Genomic DNA, 24,809 nt, shown 5'->3' on the forward strand with positions numbered 1-24,809 from the left:
TATGAAAAAAATAACTTGAAAATCCCCAAGCTTTGTGGATACTGGTTTCCATGACTGGCATATTTAGCCTTTCATACCATAAATCAGCAACGCCTGGTTTTGGTCTAACTTTTTGTGTCACACTTACAATTACAAACTTGAGATTGGATCTGACTACAGACCAAATCCATATCCTCAGTTTGATTATTCATTTATCTTTTTTTTCAACATGAATATCCACAACAATCGGTCTGTTTTTAGCAAAACAACAGCAATTATATTTCTGTTGTTAAGTTGTCACACTTGTGCAGTATTACCTTTATTATTAAAGCCTTCAAGTCCAATAAATTCGGATAGGACTTCTGATAGTAAAAAATTTGATAAAGACAAGGATAAAGACAATGATAAAGACGATGATAAAGACGATGATAAAGACGATGATAAAGACGATGATAAAGACGATGATAAAGATGATTAGTATTGACTGAATTTATAAATGGTGAAACTTTAAGTTTGTACAAAAATGTAATTGTATATTTTCGACTTTTTAAATTGGGATATGTTAGTTTTTTGATGTTGCTTCAATGGTTACAGGGCTTAGGCGGGGAAATGTGATAACCCGCTAAAGCTGTAGCGATTTTCACCCCTAGGCCGGAAAATATAACAAGGCTGACAAAGTATCAGAAGAGCAACGCATTAAACCAACGAAACTACCTATGACAATTGGCAAGCTTGAACTCATCATCAAAATTAACGAACTCCCTACCAACGTAGAAACTAACAAAGACAACTGGAAAACATTTCAGCTTGACTGTGACGATCGGATAGTGTCCGTTACTGTTAAGCCAAAAATATGGAAGAAGCTTGAGGATGCTGCTGCCAACTATCCCATGTGGGTGGCTGCTATCGGTGGCAAGATGGGCGAATCAACATCTAACGGCTTTGTGCTATCAGACCCAAATATCCAAGTCTTTGAGAAAAAACCGAACGAACCTAAACCTGAAGCAGGACAGTGAGAGCAGTTGCAAGTCCAGGGTCAGAATATGACGGTATTCTGACCTCGCTTTCGCGGTTGCAAGTCAGGGATGGGGAAATACTATATTTGTGTAGTATAATATAGGATTAACGTTCCGATTGCGGGTTTGTAGACTATAGCTGGTACTTCAAGCCATTAAATAGCGTATCTCCGTGGCACACCCATCGTAAAAAAATAGCTGGTTGAGAACTAGCAATATTTGGTAGGAAGCACCAGCACTAGGTGCAAATTTATTTTGTAATATGGAGCTTATATGAACTATAAGGAACAAAATGCGATAATTATTACTTCATATATTGTTAGCATTTCAGCAAGCTTTATAATCACGAACTTTATTACCAACTTTTCTGGATTAGAGGTTGTGATCAGCCATCTAAATGTCCCTACTATCCTTATTTCTGGACTAGAGGTTGTGATCAGCCATCTAAATGTCCCTACTATCCTCACGTTGTGGTGGTTCTTTTACTTTAAATACGGCTGGACACTGCCTGGTATCAAGCGGATAATATTTCGTGTAAATCTTAATGGCACTTGGTTTGGGAGCTACAAATCATTAGACAGCAAAAATCAAGAAGCCAAAGGGGAAATAGGTATTAGAATTAAACAAGACTTTTTGACTATTAGCTTAAAATCCTTTACCGAAAAGTTCAATAATTACTCTTATAGTGAAGAAGTTAAGTATGAGGAAAAAAGTGATACATACGGAGTAGTTTATGTTTACTCCCAAAAAGAAAACAACATTTTAGACACATCCCAGAGAAACGGAACGAGTGAATTAATGTTAAAGAAGAGGGATGATACACTTTATCTTGAGGGAATATTTTGGACATCTCATGGAACCAAAGGCGAACTTTCTGTTAGAAGGATTACAGAAAAGCAGATAGATACGTTTAAGGAAACAAAAAGCATATTTGAATCTAAATAGAGGGAAATGAATGCAGTATATATATATAGATGGTGATGATATTGGTTTGAAAATTGAAAAAAGTTTCATGACAAATGATGAGGCTGAACTCAGAGTAGTTAATATTGAAGTTGATAGAGCCGTATCTACTATTTCAAGTCAGCTTAAAGATAGAGGTTTTGACATCATCTTTTGTGGAGCAGATGGAATAATATTCAAAAAGGATAAGATAGATATAGAACTATTGCAGGCATATATCAGTGGTCTGAGTTTTAGCATTAGATTCTCGGTCGGAATTGGGAACACATTGAGAGAAGCATTCTTGGCATTAAGATACGCAAAATCTAATGGCAAAAATGGTATAGCTATTTTAGAAGACGAGTTTAAATGGATAAAGAATGTATAACATGAGAACGTCATACAGTTAGATAAGATAGTAATCTCGTGTGTGCAACCAATACCTAAGAGCAAGTTTTGGTGACACTCGCTATTTATTAGAAAGTCTAAGAATTAAACACAATGATATGGGCTTAAATCAAAAGCCTGGAAATCAATTGGGTCAAGATATGGGGTTATTCTGAAACCGTTATAGTTAACTTTGCCGTGTCGGGTTAGGGTGTCTTACCTTTGTCTTACTCGTCTTGCCAACTGTTTTACATTGCGCCCTACTCTCTACAATCAGGTCTATTCCTTGGGGGGTGAAACTGAGCATGAACCTTTCATCGCCATGCGTCGCCTTTTTCTCAGAACCTGGATTGCAGGCAAAGCTTTGCGGAGGAAAATTTTAATTTTATACAATCCCCACCGGGATACGTCTCATACTTATAATGTGACCATGTTGACGAACGATACAGTCCATATAATGACACCCTTTGTAAGCTGAGCTTTCCTTGACTGTAGAGCCTATTCCAGCCTCATGACCAAGATCATTAGTTTTTTCTGCCTCATGACCTTCATTCCTCACTGTCCATTCAACCCTAGCTCCAGGAGGAAGCTTGTCATTATTGACTAAAGTGAATGTAATAGAGCAATTTTTAGGAACTGAACTGATTTGATTATAACCCGACCATTTATTTGTTTCGTTATAAATATGTTTTTTTCGTTCTGCTTTCACAAAAACATTTGGTGTAAAGGCTGAAAGGATTTTTGAGTCTTGCTTTGAATGGCAAAGCATTCGCACTTCTGATTCCGGCAAAGGGAAAAAATGCTTGTAAACATTGCTCCAAAGAGCAGCAGCTTCAACTTCCGTACTTGCTGCTACAGCTCTTGTAGCAAGGTCTCCGAACTTTTGCAGGTGGTCAATAAATTCTAAAAATCCCTGTTCTCCTAATCGCTCCGACAAAACCTCTTTAGTATTCACCGGGTTACACACTTTTTGATCATCCTTAAGTCGCGCCAAAATCAATTTCAATATCCCCGCTAATGCTTCATCTTCACTAGCAGTTTCGGAATTACTCAGTCTTCCGTAAGACTCCGCAACTAGAACCGTTAATAAAATAGCGGAAGGTCTTCCTTCTCCTTCTTTAATATTTAATATTACCCAAGCTTTAAGGTAGCGTATTAAACGCCGTACTTGGCTGCGGGTTTCTTTAGGTACCTGTTTTTTGAACCACAAGTAAATCAATTTTGGATCGCTGTCTTCCCAGTCATCATTTTGCGTTGCTAAAGCTCTGGCATCACGAGAGCTATCTAAATGATAGACAGGCACATCAATATGAAAATTTTCACCGTAATGAATACGATTGCATCGCATTTTAGGCAATGCCACTTTTTTTATGTCTGATTGCTCTTTTGCGTATTGTTCCAATTTCTCTTGAACCATTCTCTTGAGCTGTAGAGGGGTAAAATTACCATCCTCAGGTTGACCTGACCACTGAAAGTAAACCCCCAAGTCGATATCAAATTCTTCATTCTGCATAAGAGGCCGGAGCTGGGTTGCAAATTTATAAGAGCCTTGCAGCCAAGAATAGATCGGATAAGCACTGTTTTCTCTCAACTGTTCTTTGAGATATTCCGCTAAGTCGTTCCATCGTTTTTGTTGAGATTCTCTTTGTTCATCGGTCGGAATAATACGTCGGTGGAGTGTCTGCTTTTCGCTGTCATTGGTGAAAAATAAAGATGCGACAATTCCCATAATGCTATTCCTGGCTGAATTGGCTGCCGAAACGACCGTAATAGAAATGAGGTTCTTTTGGGATGTGTCTCAACATTTTCTGGAAGTGAGGAAGTGTAATTTTCTCACGCAATGTTGCATGGGCCAAGCCTTTAATAGTTGATTGGGCTGCTGAAGTTGCAACATCAAGTCCTAAGTCGCGTTCTTGGGATCTTGACTGAAGACAATCAATACGGACATAACGCTCTTGCAACTTGTGCCCTAACATGGATTCCGTTAATTTCTGCTGTGAGGATAGAATGACTGACATCAGCCGTGTGTCATAAAACCAACTCAAAATTCCCATGTTCTGACGGATACTATGTGAAAAGGAATATTGAGATGTTGTTGTGCCAATACTCAGAATAGAAATTTGTTTTGACGGTATGTTGAAGAAATATTCCGCTTCATGAAGGGCAATCAAATCTGGTGTGTTGGCGCAAAGTCCACCATCAGTAAACAATTCGTCTCCAACTTGGGCTAATGGAAAAAATGTTGGGGCTGCTGACGTTGCCAAAGCAACGTCATGAACTCTTACCCTATAATCTCGCTCAAAGTTTTTATGATGTGGTGTTTTGAAAACTTGGGGTTTGCCTTTGGTTAAATTAATTACTGGGATGACGACCGGATGCTTTAAATCACCAAGCAATGTCAAAGGATCGATCAATTCTTTCAACGCCTTGCACAAACCCTCTTGTTTATATTTGGAAGTAAAAAGGGCACGCCCCATGTCAATTACTTTGCCTACTGTCGATTGCGGATATGACCGCTCCGAAAAAATACTCTGTCCATTCTTCTCAAAGGCTTGCAAGATTTTTTTTGCAGGAACTTCTGATGCCAAACTGAGTGCAATAATGCCACCAATTGAAGTTCCGGCCAAAAGGTCAAAACATTGTGCAATTGGCTTTCCGGCTTTCTCTTCCAATTCACATAGAATAACGGCTTGGTAGAGTCCAAAATATCCTCCACCACTGAGAGAAAGGATTTGAAAATCGTTTAGTTGTTGCATTAACTGAATTTATTCCGAGATGAGTTGCCTTGTAAGGAACTTCTGAACTTACTTTTTTACTACCAATAGAGAACTCATAAATACTAACCTTTTGCTTAAAAAGTCAACAACTCTAAAATAGTGCGGATATCCGAACCCATCAGCATAGAAACTTCGGCTACATACCTTACACACCTGCATCGCAGGAGCATTGCGTTTTTCTCGCAGCCAATCGCACTATCCGGGAACTTCTTGACTAGGGTGGGTTGTGACAGTTGCTCAGGGTGCTCCGGGGGTAACGGCGCGGCTGGCAATTCATCCTGTACGTGGGGAATTTGGTGTTTCCCCGCCTAAACCCCTAGCGGGATTTTTTCGACGGGCTGTTAAATTTTTGCCGAAGTGAAAAAAACTTAGAAGACCGTCGGAAAATAGTCGCCTGCCCGTCCGGCTGAGGACATTTAACATCGTGTGTCACGCTTGACGCTATTTAATAACCTTAGTGGTTCCAGGCTCTGACTCAGGATAGCTAGATATGCTGAGCTAGCTTTTGGGTGTGATGTGTTAGGTATTTATAAAGCCACTTTGAGATACCTAACCTCACCCTGCAACCTGCACCCCCCTACCCTGCACCCTGAGCTGATTGCCTTTTTCGACCTCAAATCCCAAAATAAAAATTGTTTTTCGGGTTTAGCTCCGTATTCTGAGCTTGCTGTAATAGTTTTAAGCTCTGGTTCAGGAGAGAGAATTTTTCTTGTGCCACTTAGCTGTGCCAGTTTTGCTGTGTCACAGCTTCAATAGTTGTGCAAGTTCTAGCTCGGGATATGCGGTCATGCTAACGCACTAAACTAATTAGGTAAACGCCATTCTTTCTAATAATTTATGTTACGCTTAATTAGCTTCTTTATAGATTCATCAGTCAAACCTAACTCTCGTAACAAACAACACTGAATAATTACTTTTAAACTCTGAAAAAGATGAACTAATTCTTCTGGTTTAGCAGCTTTTTTGCTATGGTGAGTTAGTGCATTACGAGTGGTAATAGCTTTGCTAATAAAACTTTTTATGTTATCTGCTCCTCCTACAAAATTATCAGGTAATAAGTGTGTGATATCTTCTAAAATTTCTGTTAACCTAGTATGCAATGTAAATCTATTTAAATTAGAACTAACTTGTCCTTTTAAAGCCGCTCTAAAGTCATCACTAATACCATGTGGATTCTCACGATTTTTGGGTGGGAATTCTGCAATAACTTCTAAAAGATTTTTAGAAATACCTTCCTGGTATATTTTAGTTTGTTGATATTTACTTTCTTTATATTTATTTCCGTGATAAACTTCCAAAGCTTGAATCATATTAAGAAAACGATAATGTAGGTACAGATTAGGAGTGTACATTGTGACCATAAAAAGCTCAAAAACAGATTCATAGAGTTCCTTTTTATGAAGCCATTGTTTAAAAACTTCTCCTAATTCACCTTCTATGTCACTATAAAGGAATAACATCTCATACGGAAATATTTTTATTTCCGAACTATTTTCAGAGTTCCAAACAGAAAAGAGTATATTAACTTGTTTCTCTTTAATTCCTTTTTCAATAGAAGGCGATCCGTCATCCTTAAAAATTCGCCTCTCATAAGAAACATTTACATTTCCAGTTACAGCAGAGATTGACGAAGGCTTTGATATAGCAAAAGTTAAAAAGTCACGGAAATGAAGGATTACCTCAACGCACTTGTCTAGTGGTTCATTTTTTGGATTATGTAAAGTTAAAAACGTTTTTTGCTCAACACTACCCTTATAATAAGTTCTTCCAAAATATATATCAAAAGGATTAAGATATATTTGCGAAAAACTAATAGACAAATCTAGTGCTTTAAATTCACCCATAGGAATTGAGGAAGGTGGCTGATAGCTGAGCCATATTTTATTTTCCTTTCCAGACCACATGCCTTGAATACCAGACTTTCCAATCCATTCTTCTAAGTAAAAATATCGTACAGAAATAGAAGTAAATTTAATTTCTTGCTCATTCTTAAAGTGAATTTGACGAAAAAGATAAGCAGCTTGAAAGAAAAGATCGTGTCTATCGATAAGCTCAAAATTCAATAGTGAACCATAACACTTATACAAGGTAACTTCTTCATTGTTCTCTAACAGACCAAGAATAATAGTTTCTTCAGGCTTAATTAAATCAATGATAGTAGTTTCTTCTGTTGCTTTTAAATTTTCTGGAAGTAAGCTTTCACCTGCTGGCAGCAAGTCTTTTTCTTTACTTACTTCTTGAAAAGGTGAATCATAGAAAGAACCTAGTAGTTCTAATTTTACTCCCCCATTTGCTGAAAAGCTCAGTTTGCCTGGGACTACTACTTCTGGACTGTTTGGAAGCCACCATTTGCCTAAACTAATAAACTCTTCCATTATTTTTTACCAAGAAATATTATTAATTTTACGTCAGAGTTAATCATTAATATCAACAGATAAGCTACCGTTATACCCTCACTAATCGCCTAAACTGCATAGCTATTTGTCTAACACTAGATATGCTGGATAACACCTATACCTTTCATGATTACCAGTCAGATACGTTAGATATCCCCCTTATATCGGTCTTATTCAACCTTAACATATGTCACAATTTATTGCTTTGATGTGGCTTTGGCAGTTGCACTCAGTAGGAGGATATCATGTGATCGCAAAATCAAAGTATCGTGATGAAGCTGCTGTAGTGACTTTAAGCCCCAGGTTGAGAAATTGCCGTTCGCCCGTGTATCCGTTTATAGAAATGGTAATTTCTGATGAAGTTGTAGCGCTTACAAGTCCTAGGCTGGAAAAGTGTAGTATCCCCGCCTAGCTTTATTGTTCTGCTGGCGGTAAAACTCGATCCAACGAGCTAGAGTTTCAACGGTTACTCCGGCGCGGTTCGGGGATTTAATCGGTTTACCCGATCGCCCTTCACTCCGTTCACCGACTGCTGAAATTCTGCTCTCTACAGTTGCTGGCATTAAAAAGCGCGATCGAATAAAGCTTAACTTGTCCAGTGACTCACTGGACAAGTTGTAATTATCCTCTGACAGAAGCGCACCCGGTTGCGTTTTTACGGGGCTAAGGTTCTACCGCTTCTATAAAATGAGAAGTATTAGCTTCACGGAGAAACTGCTAGTTATGCAATGCTGTAGCGGAGCGATCGAGCGGCTTATACTGTAAAACAGAAATGGTAAAGATCCCGTAGCAAAGTTAGATGTTCGAGCAAACCTTTAGAAATATTGATGACGTTCTCAGAAAAGAGGCGGGCTGCACTACGGAGTTGGACTATACAGAGCAAACGTCTTGGCTATTGTTTCTGAAGTATCTGGATCTGTCCTTATGAATAGGAAAGTTAGAATAGCTCTAATAGTTACACTCCTAGTGACTTTTTTTATCCACTCTTGCGATAACGACTTTATTCATGTAAATAACCTTTATGAGTTACTTGGTATTACGCGCAATCCTACGGAGGTGTTGAAAGACATGAATCTCTTGAACGAAAATTTGTTGAAGATTAGCCGTAGTAACACGAAAGTGTGCAGCGATGAGGTAGAGAAATATAGACCCGAATTTAACAAGTTGAACGCGGAAATTCGTCGTTATCCTGTTTCATTTGTGGGTTTGTCGAGTCTTACAATACTATCTATGGAGTTAGGAGTATGTATGGTGTGTGACATCGACTATAGGGACGCTGTAAATAGCTGCAATAATATCAAACGGAAGATTCCGCTAATTGAGGAAGATTTAAAGAGAAATTGAGGAAGATATAAGAAGGAGGCTTAAATGTTAGTGGTGTAAGGCCTGTTAGTTGTTTGAAAAGTTGGAAAACCCGATCACCTGCACTGTCGCAGAACCCAAATCGATCGTCTCAGCTTGCGTACCGCGTCCCTTGCCGAAAATCCGCAAAGTCTTACTGGCTGGGTCAAAGTCGCGAATACTCAACTGACTGATTTCGTTTCGTCTCAGAGCATTACCCCAAAGCAGGCGCAACAAAGCATAATCACGCTTACCCCAACAAATTTGTGCGATCGCACTGTATGACGGTCAGCGAAGGAACGGGCTAATTTCTTCAGTCCCGTCTTGAACCAAGTGGCAGTTCAGTTGCCGGATGATGCCGAAACCAGGGGTCGGTTTCTTCATATTCATCGGGAAGTGCCACCCAGGTTTTGATGCCGTGCAGGATGGCTTCCAAGCTGCGCTCGTCGAATAATAAATAGAGTTTGCTGAAAAAACTATGGGGAAGCAAGATAAAAGTTAATTTTTGTTCAGTCACCGAATAAAGAAAATAATTGTAAAAATTGGAGGACTCCTACTAAATCTAGTAAGTAATTACTAATCATTTCTATAGAATAGATATCTGGTAAAGCTTGCTGGAATTTACTCAAACGATACTCTGGTAATTGAGACAGAATAAAGCGTTGAGTGGATGGATTTTTCCAAAAACTTGCATCACTCATCTGAGTGATTGCTAAACTTAGAGTACCAGAGCTAAGGCTATCACCTTCTATCTTGATCTTAAAGTTGTCTGAGACAATCTTCCAGTCATGGTAGAATTGAAGACCATACTTGAGGGTGTAGTTAATTTGTCCCCCAGCAAAAGTCCACCAAAGAATCCGGTCACCTTCTGTTTGGATGCTAGTTTGAGAATTGGCTAGAAAAGGTTTAAGCTCAGTTCGGTATTCGTCCAGTGCTGTTTGTGTTGTGGCATCAATATAGGAGATATTGTTTTCTGCGCGAAGAATTCTACCAATTTCCTGACAAAGTTCAAAGCCTAAAAGTTGAGGAGCAAAACCGCCCCAGCTTGGTTTTTTTCCACGAGGAGCGGGAACGACTCGTATTGTCCGTTCTTGATGGTTAATGTGCATAACCGTCCAAGCCCGACCGCTGAGAAGGAAAGAACTAATCTCTGCTACTAGCTTATCGACGAATGCTTGTTCTATAGTACCAATTGTGTAGCCTGCTGACGTTTGTACTTTGTAGAGAAGCGGGCTGCTGAAGACGGCATAAAGTTCCAGGAAATTCCTACGACCAAATACGCGCTCGGCTTTATCTCCCATTGATAGCAGCCCTCCAGCATGAAACAGAAAATCCTCCTGGATCATGTGTTTTATGAGAATTTCAAATTCTGAATGAGTAATGCCTGAAAAATCAGTCACAACTGATAACTGCTCCCAGCAACGTTCGGGGCTAATGGCACCAAACTGAAGGGTTAAGGCAAGTAACTGATGCACCAATACGGGCCATGCTCGCGTTTGGGTGGGGATAGGTTCTATCCAACCTTTTCTTGCTAGTTCGATAATAGCGATCGCCTGTAGCACCGTCTCCACACTTTCACAAAAAAAGGTTGTATTAGCTCGCTGACCTTCCCGCCGTCCGGTGCGTCCTAAACGCTGTAGAAATGATGAGACAGTAGAAGGAGCATTAGCTTGGAATACAAGGTCAAGGTCGCCTATATCAATGCCCAACTCTAGGGTAGAAGTACAGATAATGCTGGCATTGGTGTCTCTGTTGAAGCGTTCTTCTGCTTCGGTTCGTTCTTCTAGGGAAACAGAACTGTGGTGAACAAATACCTCAGTACCCCGGTTTAGCATCCGTTCAGCAATATCCTCAGCTAATGCCCGACTCTCACAAAAAAACAAGCTTTTTTTGCCGGCTGCGATTTGGCTGGCATTTTGGGCGATCGCTCCTAATGTATCTCGTAAATAAACGTGCAGATCCTTTTTAGAAGGAACTTTCGGAGGGTCTACGACACTGCTGGGGCGTTTTGAGGTTCCTTGAAGCCAGCACAGAATATCAGCAGGGTTGCCTACAGTAGCACTTAATCCAATGCGTTGCACGTCATTGGTGGTGTAACGTACTATTCGCTCGATTACAGACATTAGGTGAGCACCTCGGTCTGTCCCGGCTAAGGCATGAACTTCATCAATCACTATAGCTCGTAAGTCCTTAAAAAGTTTCGCTTCAGGAAATTTGGCAGATAAAAGCATTACTTCCAAAGATTCAGGAGTAGTCATCAAAACTGCGGCCGGTTCTTTGATAAAAGCGCGTTTATCAGAATCTTTGATATCTCCATGCCAAAGGAAGCGTCGCAACCCAACCATTTCGGTATAACGCCCTAACCGTTCTGCCTGATTATTTAGTAAGGCTTTGATGGGTGCAATATAAATTAAACCAACCCCCTCTGGTTCCTGTTCCATTAACTTAGCTAGTAAGGGAAAGATACAAGCTTCCGTTTTACCGCCAGCAGTGGGAGCCAAAATAATAGCATTCTTACCATCTAACAGTGCGTGTCCTGCTAATTCCTGAACTGGGCGCAAAGAAGACCAACCTAAACGAGCGACAATTGCTTCTTGCAGTCGGGGAGGGAAACGAGCAAAGGTAGAGGTCATAATTAAAATTCTATGGCTGCGTAGCCCTTAGCATCGGCGGGGTCTTCATCAAAGTAGGTATTACCTTGGTTAATTCTCTGCTCATCTTCATTCAAATCTTTGATTTCAAAACCCTCGGCAGTCATGGGGTTAAAATCTTCTTCATTAGCCACTAAATCAAGGACGTTGACGAACTGACGTAAGAATTGACGGGGAACAACACCCACATCTCCTTTAAAACCAGAAGTGACTTTGGCAACTAATTGTTCGATAAACTCTGAAGTAATTTTAGTAATCAGACGGTTTCGATTAGCCGTGGGGTAGATTTCTCGCAACTTGAGTGCGACTTCTTTGAGACGATTAGCGTCAAAGGGTTTTAGTTCTAGTTGGGGCTGACGAGGGTTGGCAAAGCCACCAGAGACAAGAAATTGGATGCGATCGCTCAAAGGTTCTAACCCAGCGACTCCCCGTTTAGTATCGAAAAACTCGGGTGTCCCAGTGAATATCCAAAGTAACCCTTTATAGCGATCGGCTGCATCACAAATTTGGCGAATTCCATTCAAAGATTTGCCTCTACTATCATGGCGCATTCGCAAGACTGTTTCGACTTCATCAATGACAATAACTAATCCTTTGTAGCCTGAAGCTTTGACGATTTCTAATACACCATGTAGGTAGTCTAGGGCATCTCTGCTACCAATATCACCTTTAATGCCGGCAACTTTCTTAGCGCTAGCTGCTACATTTTCGCTACCAGAAAGCCACGAAAGTAGGGCGCTGGCTTCGGCAATTTCACCTTTTTGTTTAAGGCTAAAAATGGTGCGGAGAACCCGTGCCATGTCTTCAGGTGCTTTTCCACCTGTTAGAGAGGCGAGTTCTTCTTCCATACGTTGCTGTACCTGGTCATCAAATTCATCACTGTTTTCGTTAGCACCGCCGGCAATGAGGGCATCTTCTACACGGGCTATCCAGCGATCGATGATATCACTTAAAGCACTTCTGGCGCAGGAGCTAGTGCCTAACTCTTGTACGACTTTGCGGTAAACATCATCGAATTTGTAGAACTGCAAGTCGTTATCAGACACAACTACAAAGCTAGTTGCAAATCCTTGTGCTTGGGCATCAAGAATGGCGAGACGGGACATAAAAGTTTTTCCGCAGCCGTAGCCACCACGTAGGAACTTAAAAACTCCTTCCCTATCTGCTGCTAACTTGAGTTGGCGATGAATTTCAGTGCGTTGCTTGTCAATGCCAACTGCAAAAATTTCTAAGCCTCGTTCTGGAACAACGCCAGAACGTAAACGCTCGAAAATATGCTCAATATCTCGTTCACTAATTGCCATAGTTATCGCCTTTTATTTTAATTTTGTTTGACATAGCGTTTCCCGTTACTGGTTGTTTCAATTATGACGGAGAAAGGAACTTTTTTAAGGTGTTCTTCAAATTCTACAGAGAAGCGCCGTACCTGTCTGGCTGAACCAAGCAGTTGGGTTAGCTCAATTTCTGTAATTGAGCTGTGTTGCTGGAGGTGAAGAAATACGTTCCGAATTGCCTCATCTTCAAAACTATCTTGCCAGTTTGTGCTGCGGCTTGACTCAGTAACAGGAGGAGAAGCGTTTTGGAGAGAACCGGATACATTGAAATAAGTTTGAGGGATGAGCGGTTCTACATCTTCAATGTTATCTGGATGAAAAACTTCAATCCGATTGCGCTCATCTCCCTGTCCTTTCAAGTCAAATAATACCTCAATCCAATCTCCACCAACCGGAATTTGAATTTGTTGATTTTTTACCTCAGCTCCGGGTGCATCTTTAATTATTACTTGAATATCGGGTCGTTCTGGTACACGCAAAGCAAGGTTAATTGTTTGAGCTGTTACAAAACTGAGAATGCCTTGGGCAACGGGCGCTGGTTTTACTCGCACTTGAATGCGGCTATGACCCATGATTTCTCGTTCTGGTTTAGCTTCAATTAGGTACTTAACCATCGCTAGATTAGATAAATAGCGATGGGATACTGTCAAGACAGGAATAACTCGCTCTTGCAGGCTATTTCCACCATGTACAAAAGTTGCACCTGGGTTGCCAGTGGCAAAAATTGCTGTGTCTTTACGGAATAGCAAATAACTATTTTGTCCTTCGTATTTAAGAGCATTTAGGGAAACAGATGTCATACCTTCTTCTGAGCGAGCTTCTGTAGCTAGAATGTAGCGCCGATTGGGATCTCGTTTACTACCATAAGGTTTTTCTTGGGTAGTTGGGTCTTGTAAAAGGAAGCCATGATCGGCAGTAAAAATGAATTCATTTACGCCAATACTTTTGAGTAAGTTCCAAGCTGATTTTATTTGTTGTAGCCAACTTTCAAAGGTGGCTAAGCCGACATTTGCTTCACCTGCATCGTCAATTTCTTTACTGTGAACAACAATCAGATTAGCATTGGAGTAACTTTTCTTTAAGCTGGCGGTGGAGCGAGCGCAAATTGTTGCTAAACTTATACTCTGTACTTTCCGGCGACCTGCACTAATATTATCAATGCTTTTATCGCTCATAGCCCGGACTCTTTCTTCGGGTTTTCGCACGGTATATTCGCCGGTTTTAAATCCTTTAAATCCTTCTCCATTTGCTAGGTAGAGTTTCCCGAATTGATGAACGGGGGCAAGAAGGTTCATACCAACAGCGGTGATAGTTGGAAGTTCGGCATAACGTCCTTTTAAATTAACAGTAGTGCCACTGCTTTCAAATTCTGTTATTAGTTCGGTTGCCATTTCATAGCGGAAAGCATCTATTAAAAAATAAGCGACTTTTTTGTTAGTTTGGGTAAGGGGATGAACCACTTGATCGTATAAGGTGCGCTGTTGTAAGTCGTCGTCCGGTAAAAAGCCTTCTCTGGTACAAAGAGTAGCGAAGTCTTGAGCTAAAGTATCTGCCCAATTGCGATATCCAGAACGTAGTTTATCACCAGCTTCTAGGAGTTGAGCAAAATGGGGTAAAGTAGGTTCTAAAAGTTTTAATCGTTGTTGTTCAAAACGCCGATGGGCTTTATCTACAGCGTAGGCAGATTGGGTGTAAAATTCTAGGGCTTCTCTAAGAGTATAAATATCTTTGAGCGATCGCCCATTTTTGTCAATCTCACAGCCCAAGGTTGCAGCATCTCGGATTAATGACCATTCTAAACGGCGGGTGCGATCGCGTTTTAGCCAAAATGAGGGGGTTTCCGTGCGAGAGTCTGACCACTGCATCGCTTTTTGCCATTCTCCGGTCAGAAGTGCTTGCACGGCACTTTCTAAAATGATACTTTCTTCGCGGTGGAATGTATCAATTTTTCCTAAATCTTCCGGGCCGATAGCATTAAGTTCAAGTTCTAAATGGGATTCGACAAGGGTAGCTTTGATCGCATAAGTTTCCGGGTGGCGTTGTCTTAGGTGATTAATTAATTGTTCGCAAACTTTCCGCAGGGGCTTAGATAATTGAGTCAGAGGCTTGAGTGTATCTAAAGAAGGAGAACGATTAAGATCGTTCACATATTCAACACACATTAACCAAGCGGCAAAGGCATCTCCTAAATCTATAAAAAATAAAGGTTTATTACCATGAAAAAATTGCAAAAACGCTTGATCTAATCCTGTGTGACGATAGAGATGTTGGGCGAGGGTATCAAGGGCGCTTGAATCAGAAATTTTTGATTGTAAAACTTTTCCTTCGCCTAAAAGACCGTCTAAAATCCATTCTAGGCTAAGGCTGTCTAGGTAGGCAGCAATTCCGCCTTGAGGTTTGGCTAGGCGGCTTTCTAACCAGACTTCAGCAGAGTTTAGGTCAGAAATGCCATTTTTCAGATAACCGTCAATTTCGGCGGGGGTGACGCGCCCGGTAGCAGCTTCGCGGATGAGGGTATCGAGAGCTTTGCGGAAGCGATAACCTGCGTGATACAGTTCTAAGATTGGGGTTTTGCGGACAGTTTCTTCGGTGTGACCGGGGAGATGAATGAGTAACGGTTCGGGGTCGAGTCCGTTTCCATAAGGTTCAAGGGCGAGTAGCATTTCTAGGTAGCTACCGCGAAAGGCGACGACGGGGGCAAAGAATTCCCCGCGAGAATAACGGGCAATTAAATCATCAACGTAGGTCTTATAGTAACCGTCTTTATCTAGCCAAACAACAATTCCTCGTTGACGTAATTCCCCTTTTACTTGTTCTTCTAAAACACTGGTAATTAAATTTAGTTCTGTCATTCTTCTTCTTCCTCCCATGAATTATCAATTTGGTTTAAGAGAGGCATATCATTATCATCATTTTCTTTTTTGCGTTTGCGTTCTCGGCGTTTTTCTTCTTTTTCGATTAATTTTTTAACTAATTTTGGGTTTTCTTGTTCAAACGTTTGACGATATTCATCGGAGTTTTGTTCATCAATAGTGAAGTCGGAAGAAATTTCATCTTTTAAGCGCAATTCCCATTCGTAGGCTTTGGCGGGATGGTATTTCCAAAAAACACCGTGGGCGACGGCGAGGGAGGGGTCTTTTTGACATTTTTCATCGACTCTGTTGGGGAAGTAACGGGCGGCTAAATGTGCCCAGTCGTAATCTTTTTTGCCTTGGGCGTTGCAGAGTTCTGACCACCATTTTTTGGGTTGCGCCCATTGGGGTTCTAGAAGCGACCAAAGAGCAGCACTGGTAATCATTACACCGTCATCTAAATCCATTTTGAAACGGGCATCGACTTCGCGGCTGCTGTCTTTGGGGTTGGCGGGGGGGGCGCCTTGTTCGGCGGTTTGACTTACGAGGTCGATAAATGTTTTTAGTTCGGCTTGGAGTTGTTGAATTTTACTGTAGCGTTCTTCGGCTTTGGTTTGGCTTTTTCTATCGCCTTGACTTCGGGCATCAATTAAGTCGCTGAGTTCGCCTTCGATGTGGTTTAATTCGGGCATGAGGTATTCTGCTAATAGGTCTTGCAAGGTGTTATATTGCCAGCGATGAATGCTGATGAAGGCGACAAAGTTTTTCTTGGTGGATGAGAGGGGAAAGTAAATGGGGCGGTTTTCATACATTCCCAGGTGAACGTCTTTAAAAAAGTTCGTTCTCAGCCATTCTCGCAGGGTTTTGTTTTTGGCAATGGTGGCGCCGTGTTGTTGCCAGGTTTCGTGGATAATTTGGCTGGCAGGATTTTTTAAACTGTCGTGTTCGGAGTAGTTGGAAAGATATAAAATTCCATGCGGAAGTACATCTTCTCCCACCTTTCCTTCTGCCCTCTGCCCTCTGCTCTCTGCCTTCTCAAAGCGCCCTAATGCTACACCAAGGGAATAGGATACAAAATTAGTAGCGGGGGGTTGTTCGTAGATGGGTTGATAGTCGGGTAAGGGAGTTCCGGGTTCTCTATCTACTGCTTTCTGCGCCCATTCTTGGGCATAGTTCCAAGCGGATGCACCAGGTTTTTTGAATTCTACTGAGGTTTCGCGGGCGGCTTCGTGTTCGGTGAAGACTTTATCGAGTTTGGCAAAGATTTCATCTGATGATTCGATAAGAAAAAGGGGAAGACGGTCAACATCACCTGGTTGAAAATTAACAGTTGGATTAAGAGAACCTAAAACCAGGTTAGCTGTTTTAGTATTTAAAGTACAAACAGTTGATGCAATATTTGTAGGGAAAACTGACGAACCAGAAACATCAAAAGCGCTACGAAAATGATGGACTCTACTCGAAAAATAAGCACCAATAGTGGAATATGATATTGCTCTCTTAAATTGGAATTCAGGACTCTGAGGAAACGCTTTATATCTAACAAAGAGAGTAACGCTTAGTTCTAGTGAGTTATGTAGCCATAATATTATATCGTGTAAAGGTTCTATCCATTGCTTACTTTTTGCGCCTTTAACATAAGGAACCCATTTAGAGGCTGGGGAAATAAATTCCTCATTTGATTTTAGTTGATAAATATTACTGCTAAATACTTCCCAAGGCTTTCTTAAAAAACGTGTGTTATCAGAAGTCCTGATTCCTAAACGGCTTTCCATCTGCTCATAAAGTTTTGGAGTGGCAGAATAGTGTTCGATAAATTCATCATCCCACCAGTAAATGAGGGGTTTTTCTTTGATGGCGTTGAAGCGATCGCACTCAAATTCAAATCTTTGTACTCCCACTAATAATCCTGCTATTTTTTGGCGTATTTCTTCTGCGGATCTAATTCGCTCATTTAAGTTAGTTGGTGTAATAGAAACAGCAAAATCTTTACTAGGAGGAGAATTTTGAATAATACTCATTGTGACTGGATTATCTTTCATTGAAGAGAACGCACCCCAAGAAAGATCCCCTAATAGCCGTAAATTATTCTGCTCTAAAATCCACTTTCTTAAATCACTAAATTGCTGAATAAACATCCAGTTTCGCATTGTTATCATTGCAGAAAATCCACTCTTTCTTAGAAACTGGAGCGAACGTTCTAAAAAAGCAGCAAATAAATCAGGTTTACCTTTTGAATAATGCTTAACTAAGTATTTAGCATCCACCATTTTGCTAGTTCCTTGATAAGGCGGATTACCAATTACCAAATCATAATAATTTTCCTGAATCATCCGAATAAACCGAATTCCCGCCGCCAATTGTTCTCCTCGCAACCGCAAACCCAAATCATCCCCATTGGTGCAACGTGACAAAAATTTCTCTAACTTTTCTAATAGAGAATCTTTCATTTTCTGGCTGCGACTAGCTAAGTCATTCGCTTCATCTTCAGCATAAACGGAGTCAAATAAACTACCTTGAATCGGCTTAACTAAACTCTGCTCATAGTTTAATATTGCTTCATCAACCGCCGTATCAACTTTCAGCAAACTCCCCAAATAATCCGCCCCTTTCAAAGCTTGAACAATTTGATTTGTCAATTTTTCCGGAATTCCTGTAGTTTCTGTTACCTCTCGCCGTAATTCTACTAAGGCCGGGTCGTTTTCCGGTAAAGAACCTAACTGAAGATTTGATGCAACTAAATTTAAAAAGCGCGGACTCGCTTCAGGACAAATCAAACGCGCTTTCAAAATTAACGCTGCTGCCGCAATTTGCACGGCGTTTGGGTCAATATCGATACCATAAAGATTATTCTCTAAAATCGATTCCACAATTGAAACCTCGTTCCAACTTTCCCCTCGGTGTCGCGCTTCCTCTCGATACATCGCAAACAACAACCCAAAAGCAATTACTAAAAAATGCCCCGAACCACAAGCGGGATCTAAAATTTTAATTTCTCGCACACTATCTGGCGCATACTCAACAGCATCATCCGTCAAAGGTTGCGGTACCCAATACTTCCAAAGTTCCTCACTTTCCGACTCAATTGGCATTAGCGCATCTAAACTTACCTCCCCTTTCTCGCGCTTTTCCCGCCATTCCTTGCGCCGAGTTTCCAAACGTTGTAACGTACCATCTGCTTCTACTTCCGCTGTCCAACCGCGCTTTTGACACATGGCCAGCCACATTTGCCCCAAACTATTATGCAGCAGCCATTCCACCATGTAACGCTCTGTAAACATCTGGGTTTTGCTGGCAATTTCGTGAGGTTCCACCTTTCCCCCACCATTCAATTTAGCATCCAGTGCTTCTCGTTCCGGGTCATTCCAATATTGGTAAACCCAACCCAGCGTAGTATCATCTAACCAAGCATCCTGTAATTCTGGTTGATTCAACGCTTCAATAACTGCCCGTAACGTACTCGCTGGAATTGGAAATAGTGCCGTTACTCCCACATCACCAAATAACCCCGGCAACTCCAACGCTAACTCATCATATAAAAGTTGCAGTAACGTCCCATACCCCTCGGTTTCATCCTTCAACAATTCCGGTGCAAAATCTCTAAATTCCCGATACCCAGAACTTTGCCAACCCCCCGTTATTACGGCTGGTTTAATAAGTTCATGCGCTTCCATTTGTTTAATCACAATCAGACGGTTTAAAAATGTCGCTGCTGCCAATTTTTCTGCTGTTTTTAGATAACGTTGGCGTACCTCATCTTTTTTCGCCTTAGTTTCGCTGCGAGACTGTTCATCTAACCACTGTTCCAAACGCTGACGTTTCATGTGTAGTTCTTCTGAAAGTCCCGCTGTCTTTAAAGGGATAGACAGCCGATACGCACTATCGATAGCATTATGAAAGTCGATAAGCAATCGTTCTCTCACACTGCGAATGGTATTGGATAATTTAGATTTAGCTTGAGGAGTAAGGTACATAAGTAAGACAGAAAAGATTAAGGTGTTTAGATAATGCGAATGCGAGTGTTTGGTTTAAGTTGCGCTAAGAGGCGTTCTTTAATTTGATTTGCTAAAGCTTCTATTTCCTCTGGCGTAGTTACTTCACGTCCACTCAGGTTAAGCTGTAGCTGAATTACCTGTTCATCTGTCACCTGAGATAAGGTATTATCCAAATAAGCGTTTGCCTCTTGTTCAGCAGTTTGCAATCGTAAAATTGCTGAATCTCGTAACTCTAATAAAGAGGGATAAAGCGAGTCTTGAGTTGTATCAGGAACGGCTTTGTGGATGGGACGCAGTACATAATCGCCTTGCTTTTCATTTAATTTAATAAACCCTTGGCGCTGTTTTATGCGACTGCGAATCGTTTCCGCTTGTTTGTCTTGCTGTTCAATTAAACTCAAACGCACCGCATTATAGTGCTGTTCAATCGCCTCTAAATGCGGTTTCAAACTGTTAATATCTCGCCAAGGTCGATCGCAATTTAGCTGATCTATCAAAGCATCAATTGCTGGCTTAACTTCTGCAATGCGGTCAATCTGCTGGAGTTGCGCCACTTGGTGATCCCGAATTTTAGCTGTTTTAGCTACGACTTCAATACCAGAATCGGATAAATCTGTCAAGGAGATTCCTAATTCTTGAATGCCATCTCGTAGGGCATCCAAATTTTTCTTAACAGTGATAACTGTATCTTCTACTTGACGAGATCGCATTGATTTCTCCAGCGCCTCCCGTAACTTTACCAAAGCTGGGGGCAAATCTGGACGGTTTGGCAAGCGATTGTAACGTTTCTCCAACTCTTGCAAGCGTTTTACCTGATTGGGAAACTGCTGAAAGACAGCATCAGCGATGGCATCATTTTCCCGATCGAGGTCAGTACCAAGGGAGTCCTTGAAAAACTTACAAATGGCAATTCTGTCACGCGGACTAATTTCCGTTTGATTCGGTGGTAATAAATCAGCGCGTTTGATATCCCGGTCTTTGGTAAACATATCCTTAGCACCCGGATCGCGCACCGAGGTGATTTCTGGGCCACTTTCCGGACGAATTCGCACCTTATTAGCCCGTAACAACCCTGCTAAACAAGCTTTAACCACATCTGCCGGATAACCGTAGGGTGGCCCCCCAAAATGCGCGAGTAGGGCGTTGCCAGGAATGCCATTTTGGTCTTGAATATATCGAGCAAGACGCGAGGGAACTTCTCCGCTACAAGTGGGAATATATTTACCTGCATCCAGTTCTAAAATACCCAATTCCGACCCCATAAACTTTTGAGAGGGCCCAGATAAATTCGGTTCAAGAAGTTGGGTTAATTCCCCAGGTGTAATCGCTACATCAACATAGCGGTTGTAGAGTTCTGGTAAAATACTTTCTCCTACCCGTTCTAGAACTGTAGTAAATGCTGTACCCCATTGTTGCTTATCGATCTGCCGCCCTCTAAAATAGAGTTCACCATCTAAAAAAGCTTGGGCGATCGTAGTTTGTACCTTTTTTTCTAAATTATCCCGCCGGGTGATTTCGTCAGACAATAATCGCTGTTTTTCTCCCGAAAGAGAGTGTCGGCGCGATTCGTACTTATTGACAATATGACGAGAACGTTCTAAATCTCGCGCTTGGGCGGCAACCAAATCGCTTAATTTACCGATCACCCAAATAATGCGATCGCGCAAATTAGCACTATCACTGTTTTGTATCCAAGTGCTAGAATTACGGTCTTCTTGATTAGTATAAAAATAGCGAAAATCAACAGTTAAGACAGCAGGATCGTTCAATCCTTGCAGGCGTTCATCTTGCCGTTGGCGACCATCACTATAAAAAGCAACCCAAGGAAAACCCTTATTTTTATAGCGAGGACGTTCCACACTACCGAGCAAAGTTTTCAGCTTCTCTGCCACAATTTGACTTAGAGCATCGGAGATAACACTGTAAGCATCCCGTTCTCGCTGCCATTCTTGTCCAGCAGAACTTTGAATCTTGTAGCCGAATTTATCAGAATAAGAAAGCAGTCCTAAATTCCGCAATTTTTCTAATGATTGTGTAATACTTGGCTCTTGATTACCCTGACCTAATTCAGAATAAAGACACTGACTAACTAATGTCGCTGTGGTTGGTTGCTGTTCCTGAATTAACTCCAAAAGTGATACAGTTTTTGCCACTTTTCTTGCCAGAGGATTGTTAATAACTTCTTCATGGTTAAATAACCGAGTTAAGGTATTTTGCAAATCAGCATCTAGGGCAGATTGCTGCACTTCATAAATACTGTTTAGCGTCACTAAAGCACCAAGCTGTCGTTCTCCTAACTTCTGCTCTCGAAACAATTCACCTAACAGTTGTAACAATCCGCGAATTGCATGATCGTCTCCTCTAGCACGAGTAGAACGAGTGCGGAGATTGGTCGTAATTTGCATCAGCAAATCAACGTATCCGGGAAGCATGGGATAGACTTCAAGAAAATCATCTTCAGTGATAGAATCGCATTTATAGCCGTATAATTTTAGGTCACTGCGGTGGTGTTGGAAGAGCGCTCGCAGCTCGGCTTCCTTTGAGACAGCTTTTTTCAATAACCTTTTGTGAACCACATCGCGAATATTAGTGGGTGCTAAATGAACCCGTAATTTCGGCGGAAAACGGTCTTTTAATTTACCAATACTGCTCTGATCTTCACTATCCTCAAGTTTTTGTTGTCCAGTTGCTAGTAACCAAACTCGCCCTTTTAATTTCTGTCCCAAATCTGAAACAAAGGATTGTAATTTCAGCATTCGGTTGTTATTCTGGTGGATATATTGGCTCACTTCATCCACCACGATAAAAACTGTTTTATCAGGGGCACGGCGATCGAGCATATTAATAATATCTTGAGTTGTTTCTGTGACTGATGTACCAATGCCTGTCTCAGAACCTGCACGACTATCAAACCAACTCATTGGGTCAATATAACGAGTAGGATTCATGGCGTACATAATTTCAGAAAAAGCTTCCTCTGCCAATTGGTCATTCTTTGCTGCTGACCAAGTTTGATTAAGTGTTGTTTCGGCACACATCAAAAAATCATCCCACTTGCCGTCTAACTCTAGTTTTAGTTCATGGTCTGCTACATAATGACTAATAGTGCAATAATCCAAACGAACTTGTATCTGACGCTTCACTGCTGAATGAATATGTTCATCATCCCGTGCTATTGCACCGATATCAAAAACTACTGCAATGGGGCTAATCTGACTGCATATCTTGTACCATAAGTCCCTAAATTCCTGAGAATTAGGTGAGTCATCCCGTGCCAAAAGCGCATCGGCTAACTTACGATTATCAGGTAAGACCATACCATCTAAGGCAAGCCCTAAAAGCTTAGCAAAACTCGATTTACCAGAACCATAAAAACCAGAAATCCAAGATGCTGGAAGTTCCGTTCCCTTTTTTTTCTCTAATTCTTCTGCTAGTGCTTTGAGTAACTTAACAAACTGTTCGTGAATTCCTGATTGCACGCGGCGATGACGCGGGTCATTTTCTGGATACCCGCCAGTAATGATATATTCAGAAACTTCTTCTAAAACTTTAGTGGGATCTTGCTCATGAAAATAAACAACAGGAGCAATATCACGGGTAATGTCAGCAGCAAAAATATCTTTAATTAGCATAACAACATTATTATTTCTCTAGTGATTACGACAGTAGTATTAATCAGGAGTAGATCCGAGGTCGATAGTCGCGGTCAGCAGGGAGTTCTCCCATAAAAGACAAAGCATTCAAATCTTTGCGGTCGCCGGGATAGAGCAGAACTACTGGCAAATTGCGTGTTTTACCATCAATATGTTTAAGAAGAGCTGACGAGCGAAAAAATGGATATAAAGCTCCAGCACGTCCTAAAAAAATTAAGGTACGATCGTTGTTTCCCAGATAATTATTGGCAAACTCATCAATCACTGCAATTACATCCTTAGCAACTCCTTCAGACCCCTCAACATAGAGAGCCATTTTATCTTTTAAATGGTTAAGTGCCCGCTCAGGGGATTTAGGATAAAGACGATGTTCAGTGCCAATCATGCTATCTAAAACTCGTTGCTCTTCTTTCTTAATTCGAGTTAAAAATAGATGTTGAAGAGAGATTGCTAATACATTCCACCCTTGACTTTTTAGGTCATCAGTTAACCAGCGAATGCGGGCGCGAAGTTTAAACTCATCACGAGGGGTATATTGCAAGATCGCAAATCGGTAATTCCGCATCGTGCTAATTTTGGGGCTATCTTTATCCAATAAATCATTGCGTAGTGCCTGTATAGCACTTTCTAAGGACGAACTTTCAAATAACAACCCTGTCATACTTCTTCCTCCCACTTCAAGCCTAAGATTTGAATCGCCCAGGATTTGAGGTCAGCGCAATGCCATCCAAACTCGTAAAGGTCGCCCATCCGATTAAAGGTAAGTCCTGGTAAGCGGCGCAACCGCTGTTCCAGAAAGTTCTCACTTAAACCCACTGATGTGAAATAAGGATTATTTAAAAGTGACCCTTCAAAAGACAGATGACGCAAAAAGTAGAGCCAGTAAGCCAGTGCTTCATCAGTTACCTTGGGATACTGGAGGCTGCGCGTACCGACGTTTTTCGAGCAAAGCCCTGCATCTGCCACAGCAGCAATTAAACCCGTTGCCATTCGTAAAGTTGTTGCTGCTGACCACTCACTCTCCAGCTTTTGAGTCACCCAACGGGCTACTATATCCCGGTCGATACTTGGATTGGATTGAAGACGACGCTGTTCTAAGAAGACACCTGTAAAAGTACGATACATGGGATCTGTTAGCTGCATATACCAGTGGCAGATATTTTGGCGAGTCGTTGGATCGGAGGGACACCAGTGACCAAGAACCTGTAGTGCGATCGGATAGGCATCGAAGCGATAGCTCAATTCGACCAGTAGACTGCGAACTCGTGCCATGCTTCTGCTACCAAACCAGCGTTCTTCAAACGCCACCACTGCTCTTTTTTCCTTGGGAATATTTATTCTTAAATGTTCCCAATAAACTCGACTTTCTTCCAAAGCCAAAGATGTACGCAGTAAACGGGTATGGAATTGCTCAACTTCTTTACCGTGTAATATGAAGTTGGCAGATACTTTGTTAAGAACTTGATGTTTAGTTATCCCAGCCATT

17 protein-coding genes are annotated in these 24,809 nt (G+C 41.3%); 4 read left to right on the forward strand and 13 right to left on the reverse strand.

Annotation, left to right across the window (positions count from 1 at the left end; genetic code table 11):
- Nucleotides 1–208 precede the first annotated feature (208 nt).
- The 4 genes from QUA54_RS09195 (at nucleotide 209) to QUA54_RS09210 (ending at nucleotide 2,325) form a co-directional block, all read left to right on the forward strand.
- Nucleotides 209–457, forward strand: coding sequence for a hypothetical protein (locus QUA54_RS09195; RefSeq protein WP_333414259.1), 249 nt, complete (start codon nucleotides 209–211; stop codon nucleotides 455–457).
- Nucleotides 458–695: 238 nt separating this feature from the next.
- Entirely contained in the window at nucleotides 696–995 is a 300-nt protein-coding gene (locus QUA54_RS09200) for a hypothetical protein (RefSeq protein WP_333414260.1), read from the forward strand.
- A gap of 273 nt (nucleotides 996–1,268) precedes the next feature.
- Nucleotides 1,269–1,940 carry a Cap15 family cyclic dinucleotide receptor domain-containing protein gene (locus tag QUA54_RS09205; RefSeq protein ID WP_333414261.1) on the forward strand — a complete coding sequence of 224 codons (672 nt, stop codon included), beginning with the start codon at nucleotides 1,269–1,271 and terminating at the stop codon, nucleotides 1,938–1,940.
- Nucleotides 1,941–1,950: 10 nt separating this feature from the next.
- Nucleotides 1,951–2,325 carry a mCpol domain-containing protein gene (locus QUA54_RS09210; RefSeq protein ID WP_333414262.1) on the forward strand — a complete coding sequence of 125 codons (375 nt, stop codon included), beginning with the start codon at nucleotides 1,951–1,953 and terminating at the stop codon, nucleotides 2,323–2,325.
- 384 nt (nucleotides 2,326–2,709) lie between these two features.
- Here QUA54_RS09210 and QUA54_RS09215 read toward each other — a convergent pair whose 3' ends face one another.
- The 13 genes from QUA54_RS09215 to QUA54_RS09275 all read right to left on the reverse strand — a co-directional run bounded on the left by QUA54_RS09215 (nucleotide 2,710) and on the right by QUA54_RS09275 (nucleotide 24,808).
- Nucleotides 2,710–4,053 (reverse strand): CBASS cGAMP synthase, encoded by a 1,344-nt coding sequence (locus QUA54_RS09215; RefSeq protein ID WP_333414263.1) that lies wholly within the window; start codon nucleotides 4,051–4,053, stop codon nucleotides 2,710–2,712.
- 4 nt (nucleotides 4,054–4,057) lie between these two features.
- The gene (locus QUA54_RS09220; RefSeq protein WP_333414264.1) at nucleotides 4,058–5,080 is read right to left on the reverse strand and encodes a CBASS cGAMP-activated phospholipase; all 1,023 of its coding nucleotides are present in this window, start codon (nucleotides 5,078–5,080) and stop codon (nucleotides 4,058–4,060) included.
- A gap of 848 nt (nucleotides 5,081–5,928) precedes the next feature.
- Nucleotides 5,929–7,476: an ApeA N-terminal domain 1-containing protein gene (locus QUA54_RS09225; RefSeq protein WP_333414265.1), complete on the reverse strand. Its 1,548-nt coding sequence runs from the start codon at nucleotides 7,474–7,476 to the stop codon at nucleotides 5,929–5,931.
- A 401-nt stretch (nucleotides 7,477–7,877) separates the two neighbouring features.
- The gene (locus QUA54_RS09230) at nucleotides 7,878–8,111 is read right to left on the reverse strand and encodes a hypothetical protein (protein WP_333414266.1); all 234 of its coding nucleotides are present in this window, start codon (nucleotides 8,109–8,111) and stop codon (nucleotides 7,878–7,880) included.
- Between the two features lie 775 nt (nucleotides 8,112–8,886).
- Nucleotides 8,887–9,024, reverse strand: coding sequence for a hypothetical protein (locus QUA54_RS34430; protein ID WP_445300764.1), 138 nt, complete (start codon nucleotides 9,022–9,024; stop codon nucleotides 8,887–8,889).
- Between the two features lie 127 nt (nucleotides 9,025–9,151).
- Complete coding sequence (locus tag QUA54_RS09240; RefSeq protein WP_333256721.1) at nucleotides 9,152–9,355, reverse strand: hypothetical protein; 204 nt, start codon at nucleotides 9,353–9,355, stop codon at nucleotides 9,152–9,154.
- The gene (locus QUA54_RS09245; protein ID WP_333414267.1) at nucleotides 9,348–11,471 is read right to left on the reverse strand and encodes a DEAD/DEAH box helicase; all 2,124 of its coding nucleotides are present in this window, start codon (nucleotides 11,469–11,471) and stop codon (nucleotides 9,348–9,350) included. The genes QUA54_RS09240 and QUA54_RS09245 overlap by 8 nt, the downstream gene beginning before the upstream one ends.
- A gap of 2 nt (nucleotides 11,472–11,473) precedes the next feature.
- A complete protein-coding gene (gene brxD, locus QUA54_RS09250) occupies nucleotides 11,474–12,793 on the reverse strand; it encodes a BREX system ATP-binding protein BrxD (RefSeq protein WP_333414268.1) in 1,320 nt (439 codons plus the stop codon).
- A gap of 17 nt (nucleotides 12,794–12,810) precedes the next feature.
- Nucleotides 12,811–15,675: a BREX-6 system phosphatase PglZ gene (gene pglZ / locus QUA54_RS09255; protein WP_333414269.1), complete on the reverse strand. Its 2,865-nt coding sequence runs from the start codon at nucleotides 15,673–15,675 to the stop codon at nucleotides 12,811–12,813.
- Nucleotides 15,672–19,649: a BREX-6 system adenine-specific DNA-methyltransferase PglX gene (gene pglX, locus QUA54_RS09260; RefSeq protein ID WP_333414270.1), complete on the reverse strand. Its 3,978-nt coding sequence runs from the start codon at nucleotides 19,647–19,649 to the stop codon at nucleotides 15,672–15,674. Before pglX ends, pglZ begins: the two co-directional genes overlap by 4 nt.
- 26 nt (nucleotides 19,650–19,675) lie before the next feature.
- Nucleotides 19,676–23,302, reverse strand: coding sequence for a BREX system P-loop protein BrxC (gene brxC, locus QUA54_RS09265; RefSeq protein ID WP_333414271.1), 3,627 nt, complete (start codon nucleotides 23,300–23,302; stop codon nucleotides 19,676–19,678).
- 43 nt (nucleotides 23,303–23,345) lie between these two features.
- Nucleotides 23,346–23,984, reverse strand: coding sequence for a BREX protein BrxB domain-containing protein (locus QUA54_RS09270; RefSeq protein ID WP_333414272.1), 639 nt, complete (start codon nucleotides 23,982–23,984; stop codon nucleotides 23,346–23,348).
- Entirely contained in the window at nucleotides 23,981–24,808 is an 828-nt protein-coding gene (locus tag QUA54_RS09275; protein WP_333414273.1) for a BrxA family protein, read from the reverse strand. Before QUA54_RS09275 ends, QUA54_RS09270 begins: the two co-directional genes overlap by 4 nt.
- Between the last annotated feature and the right edge of the window lies 1 nt (nucleotide 24,809).

This window comes from Microcoleus sp. MOSTC5, assembly GCF_036701825.1.
Lineage (GTDB): Bacteria > Cyanobacteriota > Cyanobacteriia > Cyanobacteriales > Microcoleaceae > Microcoleus > Microcoleus asticus.